Genomic DNA, 13,368 nt, shown 5'->3' on the forward strand with positions numbered 1-13,368 from the left:
GAATAAAACAATAATGAACGCTAATTGCTATCTTAGTGGGTATGGACTTATAAGTCCTGGTTTAAAGTAATTTGTAATGTCGCAGATGTTTGTGACGAACTTGCTGTAAGAACTACCCATCAATTGTAATTTCTACTATTTGTTTGTGAATAAAAGTTTGCCATTAACTTTGAATTTAAAATTATAATTGAACATAAAAATTCGTTGGCGTTAATGATGGCTTTACACTTAATTGTTATTAATTGCCAAGTCTAGGTTTAATGGGTTTTTATTCGGGTGTATGTGTGAGCGTGTGTGTGAATATAATGCATGCACTACTATTATCTGACGTTTCTTCTTTATTTCGGAATATTTATGATAAGAAAAATAATAATGCTCTTAACGATGTCGCTGTTGGTTGTTCTCTCTGTAAGTATGGCTACATCGATGTTGGTGATGAAGCAGTGGCAGCAAGAAATATCTACTGAGCAAAACAACAAAGCGACTGAAGAATTTAGCGACAATCTCGCTTATGCTTATAGTGCTATCACACGAAATACGAAACAACTAGCGAGGTTGATAGACTTTAGCGGTGATTTTTCTCAATCAAACACCGACGAGCTCATTGTAAGTTTGCAAAGCTTAACGGAACTTAATGATAAATTTCTGACTGCTTTTGTTGTGGATATGCAAGGTACTGTCTTTTCTACAAGTGCAAATGGATTTATCCCTGATCTCAATGCGCTAGAAGATAAACGTGAATACTTCACCGCTATCGCGTTAGATAAGCAACTCGCTCATATTACCGCCCCATTCTATTCCGCCATTATTGGTAAAAATGTAGTTTCGGTCTCCGCACCGATCCTTGATCAGAATGGTGAAATGGTTGGTGTGTTTGGTGGTTCGATTGACTTTACACAACTGGTTCCTCAGTCTGGTATTCAATATGCTTTATTAAATGATAAAAATATCGTTATCGCGTCAAATTATGACGGCTTGAACTGGATGGGTAAGGAAATATCAAGTATTAATTCAGCATTTTCAAGCATCACCGAATTGCCGGTTTCAATTGAACTTTCAAATAATATCTACACGGTTTCTCGGTTTGATTATGGTTTCGGAATTTCAATTTTAGCGTTGACAAATCAAAAGCTAATGCAAGAATTCAGCCAGAAGACATTGTCGTTTTTCATCGGAATACTCCTCGTTACGGGCCTCCTTTTTATTGTTATTGCAGCACTGATTGTACGTGCTGAATTGAAAGTGCTGCCAAAAATAGTGTCTGTTATTCAAGGGATGGCTCTAGGGGACTTTAAGAATATCGATATCCCACGCTCAAAAAATGAACTTGATGTGATCGCCGATTCATTAAGTTGTTTAAAGGAAAGTATCGATGGTTTCTGCACGACTTCAGTTGATTCGATTAATCAATTGAATTCAAATCAATCAAACATTGAAGAGTTGATCGAAACGAATACAAAAAAAATCGAATATGACTTTAATAATATCGAGCAGATTGCGACCGCAATAACTGAGTTATCAATGACAGCGTCCGATGTTGCCACTCACGCTAGTACGGCTGGTTCGACAACCACATCTACCATGGTATTAGTTCAACAGAGCACGGAGATTATTGAGCGTTCAAAACAAATTTCTCTGAACGTAACTAAATCGATGCAAGAATCGGTAGAGATCGTCGAGAAACTCCGGGAATACTCAGAAGTAGTCAGCAATGTGGTCGACGTTATTAATTCAATCTCAGAGCAAACTAACTTACTTGCATTAAACGCTGCAATCGAAGCTGCGCGAGTAGGAGAGCAAGGCAGAGGCTTCGCCGTGGTCGCTGATGAAGTGCGCTCACTAGCGGAAAAAACACGTCAATCCACCGTGACGATCCAAGACATCATTAACAAATTACAAGACCAATCTAAGCAAGCATGTAGTTACATGCAAAATAACGCTACCTTCGTCGGTGAATCACAAGAGATCGTAAGCCAACTCAATGCGATTTTTGAGCAAGTTTACAATCAAATAGACTCAATTGCAGAAGTGAACCTAATGGTTGCAACTGCGTCAGAGCAGCAATCGCTTGTAACTCAAGATATTTCTAAACAAATCAATGAAGTTAATGATCATGCACGCGATAACTTAGCCAGTTCAAAAATTATCGCGGACAAGAACAAGGTGATGACTTCGCTTACACATGTTCTAGAAAAAAATATTTCATTTTTTAAGTAAAGATCACGGGTCATCATAATATGTCAAACCACAATATTTTGCTTGAAAGCGGGACAAACGAGTTGGAAATTGCAGAATTTCAGCTCATTACGCAGTTTTCTGATGGCACGACAAAAGCAAACCATTACGGTATCAATGTTGCTAAAGTTCGTGAAGTCATTCAATTCCCGAAAATTACAGACTACCCAAAGGGTGGAGAATATGTTCTGGGTGTTTTTAACTCTAGAGGTAAGGTGGCCCCTCTCATTCATCTCTCTAAATGGCTGGGTATGGAAAGTGTTATCCATCCAGATAAAAAATTCGTTATCGTGACCGATTTTAACGGTGTGACAAATGGCTTTTTGATAGACGCAATAAATCGTATCCATCGAGTATCTTGGTCTGATTTGCACTCACCTGAAAATATCTCAATTTCCGATGATAATGATTGCATTATTGCGACGGTTAATCTTGACGATAAGCTCGTTTTCGTTCTCGATTTTGAGCAAATAATAGCTGACATCAATAATCGTGTTGATATGAGTAGCTATGACCTAGGGCTAGACTCAAATATTGATATGTCAGTGAATAAGATCAAGCAGCGCAGTCAACATAGTGTACTCATTGTTGATGATTCGAAATTCATTCGAGATCAATTAGTGACCGTAGCGAGCCAGGCGGGATATGACGTTATAACAGCTTCTGACGGATATGTCGCATGGGAAATCTACCAGCAAAATTCGGCTACTATTACTGCGGTAGTATCCGATGTCGAAATGCCTAGAATGGATGGGTTACATCTTTGCAAGTTAATTTATGAAAGTGAGAATCAAACCCCAGTCATTATTTTTTCCTCGACAATGACGAATGAAAATCGAGTTAAGGCTCTTGACGTCGGTGCATTAGACGCAATTACTAAACCAGAGATTGATAGGCTCGTCCCTTTACTTGATCAATGCGTACTTAATACTGTAAATAATCGGGTATGAACATGAATGATATCGTTAAAAATACACAAGAACAGCTCGTTCCGTGTGGTATTTGAAAAAGGAGCTTAGATTGACTACGAATACGATTAATAAATATAAGATAAATGACATTGCCGTAGCCTATTTGAATTATTTTATGCAGGAAAAACTTGATGAAATGAGAGTTAATTTGCAGAAAATTAATGATATCGAAGTAATGCAATCTTTTTTAGAAGAGCAGAAAGTAATCGTACTGTCATTTAGTATAGGTGAAACCACGGTCGATGATGAAAGAGAAAAGTTTGAGAATTTAAAAAGGCAGTATCTCACTTTATTAGATTTGTATTTAAGTCGAAGTTAAATGTTTTTGATGTTTGTAATTGTCAGTTTTTTCATCTTATTAATGTGATATGTAATTTGTATCTAGTACTTGTGTAATATTTATCGTACTTGCATGCTTAGATATGAAACTGTTTTTTAGCACTAGCATGAATGTGCTAGTCATTATTAGTGTGGATCTAAATTGAATAATATTAATATGAATTCTGGTGAGTTATTCGTTCCTAGTGGTGTAGAACTCTGAGGGATCCCCTCATAATTTCCCCAAAGCACAACCATGTTTGAATAGATTTTGAGCAAGCAGGGTTGCAGCCGCGAGCAAGTCTTCCCTCGTTATTGTGTAGCCAGAATGCCGCAAAACTTCCATCCCTAAGCGCACTGTTGAGAGTACATTTCGATTTTTGACAGTGTTAGCTTGGAAGTGCTTATCCCAACCTTGTTTCTGACCATGAACTCCAGCAAGCCAAAATGTCAGTTGAAGCATTAGGGCGATTAGCAGCATGATATCAAAGCGCTCTGAGCTGCTAGTTCGGCTATGACGGAGGCCTAAACCGTAGGCTGGGCTTTTCAAGTCTCGGAAGGTTTCTTCAATTTGCATACGCTTCGAGTAGAGCCTAACAAGTTGCTTTGGTGTTCGGATTTCAACGGGCAAGTTAGTCGCTAAAACCCATGGTTCTTTTGTCGAAGCGGAGTAGATTTTAGGTGACGGATGATGACAATTAGTCCGTGTCGAACGCTGATTTTTTCGGCCTTTAGGACGTGATTTATACAGTGCAATTTGACATGAAATTGGGTTGCTCTTAGTCAACCTCTTATAGCCTAAAGTCTTTGAGCGACTTGAGGATATGCTATGTAAGTTGCTGATAGGTTGCCAGTTTTCCGCACCTAAATCTGCATATTGCACTTTCCCTCTGACTCGACTTAACCAGTACCAACCTAGCTTTTCAACGGATTTATACCATGGCACTTTAAAGCCAGCATCACTGACAATGAGCGGTGTAGTGTTACTCGGTAGAATGCTTGCAAGGTCGGCTAGAAATTGGTCATGAGCCTTCTTTGAACATTGCTCTGAAAGCGGAAAGGCTTTCTCATAAAGAGTAATAGAACGACCATGTAGTGCCACCGAAGCCCGCAATACCATAAGCCGTTTTTGCTCACGAATATCAGACCAGTCAACAAGAACAATGGGCATCGAATTACCTGAACAGATAAAGCTGGCATGCCAACGGTATACAGCGAGTCGCTCTTTGTGCAAGTGACGATTACCTAACAATCTGTCGATTCGTTTGATGTTATGTTTTGTTCTGGCTTTCGTTGGCAGGTTACGACCAAGTTCGGTAAGAGTGAGCGTTTTACATTCAAGTAATGCGTGGCAAGCCAGCGTTAAACTGTTGAGTCGTTTTAAGTGCAATTCAGGGCAGAATTGGTAAAGAGAGTCGTGTAAAATATCGAGTTCGCACATCTTGTTGTCTGGTTATTGATTTTTCTCAGAACCATTTGATCACATGACAAGATGTGCATCTACCTTAAATTTATGATTTTTATCAAAATCATTAGGGGATTCCTCAGTGTAGAACTTGTATCAACAACCAATACACAAGGTATTATTACTTACGCAAACCAAGCATTTTGCGACGTGGCAGGGTTTACTTTGGACGAGTTAGTCGGGAAACCTCATAACATCGTTCGTCATGATGACATGCCTAAAGCCGCGTTTAATGATCTATGGTCACATTTAAAGCAAGGCGAGGTATGGCGAGGTGCGGTAAAAAATAGAACTAAGTCTGGTGGATTCTACTGGGTTGATGCGTTTGTCAGTCCAATTTATAGAAATGGTTGTTTAGAAGGATACCAGTCAGTTCGAGTACGTTTAGGTGACGCAGAAAAAGAACGAGCAATCGCACTTTATCAGAAAATAAACCGCAGTAAAAACGTCAAAATTGCTGTGGGTCAATACCATAAATTCAAACTATTCGTTGCTGTTTTATCGGCTATTTTAACTTATCTTGCTGCCCTATATATTAGCCCTATTAGTACGTTGTTTTATCCGCTACTACTTGCAGTACTCTTTCGTCGCGAGTTACTTATTAAGCCTAAACACGAAAAGCGAATGGCAAAAGATTACGATAGTGTATCAAGGGTGGTTTTTTGTGATGACAACACCAGTGCTCAAGAGTTTCATTACAAGATTGAGCAAGGACGGGTACGCACAATACTAGGAAGAACGGTCGATAATAGCAATCTTCTGCTAAGCAGTGTTATGGATCTAAAGCGTTGCTCACTTGATGCGCAGGACAATATCGGTTTAGAAACGCAGGAATTGTCTTCAATTTCAGTTGCAATGGAAGAGATGGCGACAACCATTGCGGACATTGCACAAAATAGTGTCATTACGTCAGAGCGTGTTGACTCAGCGGCAGGTCATTGCCAAACGGCAATTACATCAATCGAAATGACTCGAAGTAAAGTAGAGCAACTTGCAGAGGATGTCGCCGAATCGTCTCACGTTGCGACAACACTGGCTGCCGATGCCGAGAAGATTGGTGCGGTGATGCAAGAGATCCAAGGCGTTGCAGAACAGACGAACTTATTGGCCCTTAACGCCGCAATTGAAGCTGCTCGAGCAGGAGAGCAAGGTCGAGGCTTTGCTGTGGTCGCAGACGAGGTTCGAGCTTTAAGTTTACGAACACATCAGGCGACGGAAAGAATACAATCTTCGGTGCATGGTATTCAAGACACGCTCAAGCGTTTAGCTGAAACGTTAAGGTTAAGTGAAAAATCGAGTCATGAATGCGTAGAAAATACCCTTGAAACAGAAAACAAGATAGCGATGCTTACAAATATTATGACTGATATTTCTGGCGTAGCGATTCAAACTTCAACCTCAGCGGAAGAGCAGAGTTTAGTTTCTCAAGAAATAAGATCGAATATCTTTCGAGTGAATGAAGCGTCAAATGCAAATCTAGTACAATCTGAGATGGTGGCGAAACTGGCAAGCGATTTAGAAAAACAAGCAGAAGAGCTAGGAAGTTTAGGTTTGTCTTTTAGTCGTCAATCATGATGGTTTGAACAGGCATAAGCTGATCAGTAATAAATAAGTGACTTGGATGTGTTTCGCGTGCTTGTCTAGCAACATTAATCATTAATTTCGGCCACAGCCCCAATAGCTTGCTAGTAGGAAGAGAGCATGAACTATTTATCAAAATTAAAAGTAAAAACACGGTTAGCCATTGGTTTTGGAACTTTGGTTTCACTGATGATGCTGCTGACGATTCTGGGTATCCAAAAGGTGAATTTTATTGATTCCACTCTGGCGGAAGTGACGGATGTAAACTCACTCAAGCAGCGCTATGCGATTAACTATCGAGGCAGCGTTCATGATAGAGCAATCGCGATTCGTGATGTTGCTATCGCAAGGAACTCCAGTGAGGTGAACATACTAGAGAATGAGATCCGCAAGCTCGGACAGTTTTACACCCAATCTGAGAAGCTCATGCAGGATATGTTGAACGATAATGTCATGTTCTCAAGTGAAGAGCGTGAAATTATCGACAAGATCGATGCCATTAAGCTTTCTACGTTACCTTTGATTGAGATAATTCTTGCGCAGAAGAAACAAGGGAAAGAGGTGACAGACATCGTATTGGACCAAGCTCGTCCGGCTTTTGTTGCTTGGCTTAATAGCATTAACCAATTTATCGATTATCAAGAAAAGCTGAATCAACAACAGACTCCAGAAGCCCGAGCGATGGCTAGTGGTTTTCAAAACCTTATGTTAGTGCTTAGTACCATCGCCCTTGTGATTTCAGTTATTGTCGGCGTTGCTATTGAGAGAAGTTTTCGCAGTTCGTTGGGAGGAGAACCTCATGATGCCCAGCAAGCTATTCAAATCATGGCGAACGGTGATTTAACTCAACGTTATAATAGTCAATATTCAGGCAGTATCTTGGATTCGCTGTCAGCTATGTCTATTAAGCTTATCGATATTGTTGGCAATATTCGAGGGGCATCAAACCAGCTAGCAGAACAAGTACAAGAAGTGTCGCACGGGTCTAGTCAAGTGTTGGAAACTGCGCAGCAGCAATCGATGTTAACTGAAGAAATGATAGTTAAACTCGAAATAATGCGCACCAGTATTGAAGATATCGCTCATATTGTTGATCTATCGGAACAAAATTCAGTTGCCACGTCCGAGCATGCCGTGCAAGGGCGTGAGTTGATTATTTCTGTTGCAGGGCAAATGGAAAAGGTGTCAGAAGCAGTAAATGGTACGGTTGTTCAAGTAAAGCAGCTTGAAGCTAAAACCAGAGATATTGGCGGCATTGTTAATATGATTAGCGGGATCTCTGAACAGACTAATTTATTAGCCTTAAATGCTGCTATAGAAGCGGCGCGAGCTGGTGAGTCTGGTCGTGGTTTCGCTGTGGTTGCTGATGAGGTTCGTAGCCTAGCACAACGAACTGGCGCAGCGACGACTCAAATTGAAACGCTGTTAAAAGAAGTACAAGCTCAGACATTAGTTAGTGTTTCGGCGATGGAAAATACTCAACCTCAAGTCGAAGAGTGTAAAGTCAATACGTTAGATGCAAGTAACCTTTTAGTTAATATTGAGCAACAAGCCCAGGATACGTTAAGTCGCGTTCGTGACATTGTTACCGCAACGAATAATCAAGTTGTTGTCGTAAATGAAGTTGTTGTTGCGATGGATCAAATATCAAGTATGTCACGTGAGTCGATTAATCTTATGGCTAACAATGAAGTGGCAGGGAAAAAATTGGATGATCTTTCCAATCATCTTAAGCAGGAAGTTGCCTATTTCCATGTTTGATATTCTTTGAGTCGGGGCAAATAGAGAGTAGAGATCGTTACCTATTTCATAGTGGCTTTTTTGAGAAAAGTCGCCCCCCCTAAAGCAATGTGTCAGGCCCTAGATTGATGGTAGTTCTGGCGTTATATTACATTTAAAACAACAGGTAAGGTCTCAACTCATCCATATTCCCCAGCATAATCTGCTGACATTGAGGGTTAGATTTTTGGAGATGAATATCAATGTTGTAAGTATCAAGAACATATCGAATAAGTGACGCGTTTGTAGTAATGCTAAGAACGCCGTCACTCATGCCATAATCTTTTTCGATTACCGATTTTTGTTTTTCGTTAAAGCGAGCGTCGGGCACAAGTTCAATATTTACTTCAGTATTCCAAAGCGTATCGCTAGCCCTACCGTAAATTGTGCAGTTGTTTACCTCCGGAATGTCATGAATTCGGCTTAACACGAAGTCTCGGTAGTCGCTAGAGTGTTCACAGTAAGCTCGAACATGCCAACGTAGTGGAGTGCAAACGAGGGTATGTGGAGAGATAATCCGTTCAACTTCAATACCGTCTTTGAGTGATGTGTAGCTTATATCGACACGTTTCTTCTCTCTGATTGCTTGCACCAGAGGGCGCAAAATTTCTGGAGCAATATTGCGAGTCACAGGGCGAATCATTTCTGTATTTTCAAACCCCATATCAAGCTGATCAAATGTAACCGTCATATCTTCAGTACGAGATAAAACATGTAAGTACTCATCTGCATGACCGCGGGTAAGCTGAGGTATAAAGCGATCGCTAGGCTTATAGCCCTTTAGGTACTTATCGTAGATGAGGTTATCAGGCGCGATCTCTGTCAAGTAGCTGTTGATATCCTTCGATGCCTGCTGTCGGCCAATACCAAAACTTTGGATTAAGTGGTTGGTGGTCAGCCTTCCTTCCCATAACGAAATAATCTCAATCATTCTGTATCGAAAAAGCAGATCCCATCGAATTGGCCACTTACTCATTTTAGACTCCTGTCTAGTTATTCGACATGTATATGTATTCAGTATTTACCTGTCGCTAATGACGGCATATTATTTTTTGGTCAAAGATTCGTCAAGAACTAAAGGGGAGAAAGCTATGAGCGAGATCCATATTACGCGCGCAGTACATAAGGATACAAAAGCGTCAGTATCAATAGAGTCCGTTGAAAGTGGTCTTCAAGACAACATCGTTTGTGCGTGCTGTGGTGCAAAGCTAATTGCGAACAAAGGAAAGAAAAGGGCTTGGTATTTCTCTCACTATTTTGACGAAGCTTGCATATTGGCATATGAGACGCAACTACATCTAACAGCGAAAGAATATTTCGCCAAGGTCGGAAAAATACCGCTTCCTCTTGATACTGGTTGGGTGGCGCCTGATGCTTGTTCAGAGCTTAATATTTCAGGAGTCCAGGTTGAAGTCTACATGGATGGACGTAGACCTGATTTAGTTGTTGAGGTTGGGAGTGAGCAGTATTGGGTTGAAATTGCCAACAAACATAAATGTGATGCAGATAAAATTTGGGATTGTCGATCTAACGATAAGAACGTGATTGAGATTGATGTTTCTGATTGTGGTCAATTAGATCAATTTGATTCGTTAGATAATTGCTTGATTAGGCTGCAATCGCTTAACCCTTGTAATGACTATCTTGATGTAATTGCTAGCAACACGGCTACCAAGCATGAAACTGTAAGAAAGCAGTTTGAAGCATTAATGCGTTCTCAAAAGCAATTAAAAAAAGAAGAGAGTCAGCAAGAAAAAGCGACAAAAGTACTTGAAGAACGCATTGAAGATCAACAAAAAAAGTATGACGATCGTCTAGAGAAAATGAGGTTTCGCGAAAGCGCTCAGGATGAGATTTTAGCGGAGCTTGAAAGAGCCATTGGTGCGCATGAGACTCTTCTTCATGAAGTCAAAATGCGAAAAGAAAATCTTGAAAATGAGATGGATGAGAAGGTCGACTTAAGGCTTGCTGAACTTGATGAGTTGAATGAAGTGGAACTAGCAGTTCTTAAACGCAAATTGGATGAAGAGTGGCAGCAAGAGAAGGAGCTCCGACGTGAACGATTTGAACAAGAGCTAGCTGATGATTTCCAACGAAGATTCCAGATCGAATTAGATGCAATGGAAGTAAGAAAACAGGCACATGAGAAGCTAGCTAACGAACTACGAGCATTAGAGCATGAAAAGTCATTTTTACGTGATGAAGTGGACTCTTTAGTCGTCAATAAAGAGTTGATTCAAGAGCAGCAAGCTAAGCAAATAGAAGCTCAACTTGCTCCACTTATCGCACAAAGAAATGCGTTGTTTGATGAAGTTGTCAACGCCGACTTAAAACTGACCCACTTTACGGCGTTATCGCCGATCTAAAACTGACCCACCCACATAGTTAAGATCTCTTATTTCCAGTGTCTAATATTGCTGGTAGGACACCCGCTGCTTTTTTGCCTTTTAGTCGATAACTCTCGCCACTGATCTGAACGATATGAGAGTGATGTAATAAGCGGTCAAGCAAGGCTGCCGTTAGAGTCGTATCATCAGCGAATGCATTAGACCATTGTGAGAATGGTAAATTACTCGTCACGATAATACTGCCTTGTTCGTAGCGCTTAGCTATGACGTTAAAGAACAAGTTTGCTTCCTCCCTACCGAATGGGAGATAGCCGATTTCATCGACGATTAACAGTCTCGGTGCCAGTACACTTCTTTTAAGGTAGCTCTCCAGTCTGCCCTGTTTCTTTGCTGTGGCTAGCTGTAACATTAAGTCTGCCGCCGTGACGAAGCGAGTTTTAATGCTTTTTTGCACAGCCATTTGACCAAGGCTCACGGCTAAGTGGCTCTTACCAACACCACTTGGCCCAAGCAAGACAATGTTTTCTTTTCGTTCTATAAAGGCAAGCCCCGTAAGCTCTCGAAGTTGGTTCTTCGGTGCGCCAGTTGCGAATGTAAAATCGTATTCTTCGAAGGTTTTCTGCATTGGGAAGCCAGCGAACTTCATCAGTGCTGTTCGTGTTTTTTCTGCCCTAGCTTCCAGCTCTACATTCAGTAGCGATTCTAAAAAGTCTCCAAGGCTCTGCTCGTTGTTTAGCGTTGTTTTGGCTATTCCAGCCCATTCATTACTTATCGTGTTGAGCTTTAAGGATTCACAAGCCGCTTCGATGCGAGTCATCTGTATGTTCATGCTCTCACCTCCAACAGCGCATCATAAGTAGATAAAGGATGTTGAAAGCTTTCTATCGGCACAACTGACTGGCGAACGGGTAATGGGCTAAATGAACACTCAGTTATCGGCAGTGACAGTAGTGTGAACCGTTCTTCCTCAAGCAAGGTCTGAGGCTTGGCATTCGTTGTTCCATGTATTCTTTGGTGCGCTACGGTTTCTAGCCATGCGCCAATACGACCGTTAGCCACATCAACGGTTAAATCGAGGCCGTGCTGTTTGAGTGTCGCCGCCAGTGGTGTGATAAAACTGCTTTTGAGGTAGGAGTTAAAGCGTTCTACTTTCCCTTTTGTTTTCGCTCGATAGGGGCGACAAGCTTTTGGCTTAAAGCCGTATTTTTTTGCGGTAGCAAGTAACTGCGGGTTCCAGCGATGTTCTCCATCACCATAAGCATCGCGTTCGATCATGATGGCTTTTGCGTTATCGAATAGTACCTCTTTGGGTACGCCTGCGAAGAATTCAAATGCTTGTTCAAGCCCCTGAATCCAGTCTTCTTGACGCTCTCGCTCAGAGAACTTAACAAAGGTGGCGCGGCTATAACCTAATGTCGCTACGAACGCTTTTATGCGTTTCCCGTGGCGTGAGATGGTGGTGAAGTCGACCTGCATCTGCTGTCCAGGTTCCGTTTCGAAACGAACCACAGGATCATAATTAGGTGCTGGTTTGTATTGTTTTATATGCTCTTTTAGCATCGTAACACCGCCCTCATAACCCAATGATTTTATCTCCCGCAACAACACGGTTGCAGGTATCCAGTGTGGCTTTGCCGCTTCGATTCGTCCGAATAGGTACGCTTCATAGGGCGAAAGTTTGGTCGAGACTGGCTCTCGCTTTGAGTAGTTAGGAACAGACGCTTTAGTCCGTAGGTAATGCCTTACCGTGTTTCGTGAGATATTTAGCTCTCTGGCAATACGGCGAATACTATATCCCTGACGATATAAAACTTGAATTTCCACTAGTTGCTCCTGATTTATCATAGCTCGCCGTTTTATCCGTTAAACGAACGAACATTGTGCCTCAGGTGGGTCAATTTTAAGTCGGCGCTAGTGGGTCATTTTTACATCGGCGGTAACAAAGTTGCGCGATTAACATCTATGGTTGAGGAAAAGCTGGTTGAGCATGATCTTATTGATACGTACGGAAACAATATTGAGGAGGTTAAAGAGTTTTGTTTAGCACGCACAGATTATCGACAAACACTCCATCAGCGGGTGCAAGAATTTAAAGCTATTGAACGTCAGTGCAATACGTTACGAGCTGAATATGAAGAAAAATATGTTCAATTAGATGTGATAATTAAGTTAGCTAACGAGTATGTGGCTGCGTTTAAGAATGGCTTTGATGTGCTGCAGAAAAAAGAGCTGTTAGCGCTCCTTCCTCCAAAGCTAGTATCAAGAATTCAGACTCGTTTAATTATGTTGTCAAGAAACGCTCAAGAAGAGTTAGATGACTATGAGCGGTTAAAATCAAATGTGTAGATGAAACACTCGCATACTTAATTCGATTCAGTTCACTGTAACCGCGTTTTAGTGAGGTTTTTTTCAAATACTCTGCAATTAGTATGTTCATCCAGTTCTATATAATGTGATCCCTGTTGGGTCATTGTTGTTCTCTTATTCATGTTGATGAGTATTATACACTTAGCATGTTTTTAGGATGATCTTGATGGAACTCTCTCCAGTGTTGAAAAAGCTAGAAGCCTTTGTATATGCCGAGCACTGAGGAATCCCCTAATGATTTTGATAAAAATCATAAATTTAAGGTAGATGCACATCTTGTCATGTGATCAAATGGTTCTGAGAA

The 13,368-nt window shown here is 41.1% G+C and carries 11 protein-coding genes; 7 read left to right on the forward strand and 4 right to left on the reverse strand.

Annotated elements, in window-relative coordinates:
* The first annotated feature begins 354 nt into the window (after nucleotides 1–354).
* The 3 genes from RJD38_RS18780 (at nucleotide 355) to RJD38_RS18790 (ending at nucleotide 3,525) form a co-directional block, all read left to right on the forward strand.
* Nucleotides 355–2,217: a methyl-accepting chemotaxis protein gene (locus RJD38_RS18780; RefSeq protein WP_175422517.1), complete on the forward strand. Its 1,863-nt coding sequence runs from the start codon at nucleotides 355–357 to the stop codon at nucleotides 2,215–2,217.
* A gap of 20 nt (nucleotides 2,218–2,237) precedes the next feature.
* A complete protein-coding gene (locus tag RJD38_RS18785; protein WP_065546102.1) occupies nucleotides 2,238–3,185 on the forward strand; it encodes a chemotaxis protein CheV in 948 nt (315 codons plus the stop codon).
* A 70-nt stretch (nucleotides 3,186–3,255) separates the two neighbouring features.
* Nucleotides 3,256–3,525, forward strand: a complete 270-nt coding sequence (locus RJD38_RS18790) for a hypothetical protein (protein ID WP_065546103.1) — start codon at nucleotides 3,256–3,258, stop codon at nucleotides 3,523–3,525.
* A gap of 231 nt (nucleotides 3,526–3,756) precedes the next feature.
* Here RJD38_RS18790 and RJD38_RS18795 read toward each other — a convergent pair whose 3' ends face one another.
* Nucleotides 3,757–4,965 carry an IS4 family transposase gene (locus RJD38_RS18795; protein WP_032073033.1) on the reverse strand — a complete coding sequence of 403 codons (1,209 nt, stop codon included), beginning with the start codon at nucleotides 4,963–4,965 and terminating at the stop codon, nucleotides 3,757–3,759.
* Between the two features lie 51 nt (nucleotides 4,966–5,016).
* Here RJD38_RS18795 and RJD38_RS18800 point away from each other — a divergent pair, with 51 nt between their 5' ends.
* Entirely contained in the window at nucleotides 5,017–6,564 is a 1,548-nt protein-coding gene (locus RJD38_RS18800; RefSeq protein WP_367971459.1) for a methyl-accepting chemotaxis protein, read from the forward strand.
* A gap of 126 nt (nucleotides 6,565–6,690) precedes the next feature.
* Nucleotides 6,691–8,331, forward strand: coding sequence for a methyl-accepting chemotaxis protein (locus RJD38_RS18805; protein WP_065546105.1), 1,641 nt, complete (start codon nucleotides 6,691–6,693; stop codon nucleotides 8,329–8,331).
* A 133-nt stretch (nucleotides 8,332–8,464) separates the two neighbouring features.
* Here RJD38_RS18805 and RJD38_RS18810 read toward each other — a convergent pair whose 3' ends face one another.
* Nucleotides 8,465–9,325: a helix-turn-helix transcriptional regulator gene (locus tag RJD38_RS18810; protein WP_065546106.1), complete on the reverse strand. Its 861-nt coding sequence runs from the start codon at nucleotides 9,323–9,325 to the stop codon at nucleotides 8,465–8,467.
* A 115-nt stretch (nucleotides 9,326–9,440) separates the two neighbouring features.
* Between RJD38_RS18810 and RJD38_RS18815 the strand changes: the two genes are divergently transcribed.
* Nucleotides 9,441–10,715, forward strand: coding sequence for a competence protein CoiA family protein (locus RJD38_RS18815; protein WP_367971460.1), 1,275 nt, complete (start codon nucleotides 9,441–9,443; stop codon nucleotides 10,713–10,715).
* A 19-nt stretch (nucleotides 10,716–10,734) separates the two neighbouring features.
* Here RJD38_RS18815 and istB read toward each other — a convergent pair whose 3' ends face one another.
* Together istB and istA are read right to left on the reverse strand one after the other, a co-directional pair.
* On the reverse strand, nucleotides 10,735–11,526 hold the full coding sequence (gene istB, locus RJD38_RS18820) for an IS21-like element helper ATPase IstB (RefSeq protein ID WP_065432194.1): 792 nt from the start codon (nucleotides 11,524–11,526) through the stop codon (nucleotides 10,735–10,737).
* Nucleotides 11,523–12,542, reverse strand: coding sequence for an IS21 family transposase (gene istA, locus RJD38_RS18825; RefSeq protein ID WP_065432195.1), 1,020 nt, complete (start codon nucleotides 12,540–12,542; stop codon nucleotides 11,523–11,525). Before istA ends, istB begins: the two co-directional genes overlap by 4 nt.
* Nucleotides 12,543–12,659: 117 nt before the next feature.
* Between istA and RJD38_RS18830 the strand changes: the two genes are divergently transcribed.
* Nucleotides 12,660–13,043, forward strand: coding sequence for a hypothetical protein (locus RJD38_RS18830; RefSeq protein ID WP_367971461.1), 384 nt, complete (start codon nucleotides 12,660–12,662; stop codon nucleotides 13,041–13,043).
* The last annotated feature ends 325 nt before the right edge of the window (nucleotides 13,044–13,368 follow it).

The organism is Vibrio scophthalmi, from assembly GCF_040869025.1.
In the GTDB taxonomy this organism is placed as follows: domain Bacteria; phylum Pseudomonadota; class Gammaproteobacteria; order Enterobacterales; family Vibrionaceae; genus Vibrio; species Vibrio scophthalmi.

What these genes read in the sequence shown, in the direction of transcription:
- RJD38_RS18815 (WP_367971460.1), top strand. Translation starts at nt 9,441, where the DNA reads ATGAGCGAGATCCATATTACGCGCGCAGTACATAAGGATACAAAAGCG.
- RJD38_RS18810 (WP_065546106.1), bottom strand. Translation starts at nt 9,325, where the DNA reads ATGAGTAAGTGGCCAATTCGATGGGATCTGCTTTTTCGATACAGAATG.
- RJD38_RS18780 (WP_175422517.1), top strand. Translation starts at nt 355, where the DNA reads ATGATAAGAAAAATAATAATGCTCTTAACGATGTCGCTGTTGGTTGTT.
- RJD38_RS18805 (WP_065546105.1), top strand. Translation starts at nt 6,691, where the DNA reads ATGAACTATTTATCAAAATTAAAAGTAAAAACACGGTTAGCCATTGGT.
- RJD38_RS18800 (WP_367971459.1), top strand. Translation starts at nt 5,017, where the DNA reads ATGTGCATCTACCTTAAATTTATGATTTTTATCAAAATCATTAGGGGA.
- RJD38_RS18795 (WP_032073033.1), bottom strand. Translation starts at nt 4,965, where the DNA reads ATGTGCGAACTCGATATTTTACACGACTCTCTTTACCAATTCTGCCCT.
- istA (WP_065432195.1), bottom strand. Translation starts at nt 12,542, where the DNA reads ATGATAAATCAGGAGCAACTAGTGGAAATTCAAGTTTTATATCGTCAG.
- RJD38_RS18830 (WP_367971461.1), top strand. Translation starts at nt 12,660, where the DNA reads ATGGTTGAGGAAAAGCTGGTTGAGCATGATCTTATTGATACGTACGGA.
- RJD38_RS18785 (WP_065546102.1), top strand. Translation starts at nt 2,238, where the DNA reads ATGTCAAACCACAATATTTTGCTTGAAAGCGGGACAAACGAGTTGGAA.
- istB (WP_065432194.1), bottom strand. Translation starts at nt 11,526, where the DNA reads ATGAACATACAGATGACTCGCATCGAAGCGGCTTGTGAATCCTTAAAG.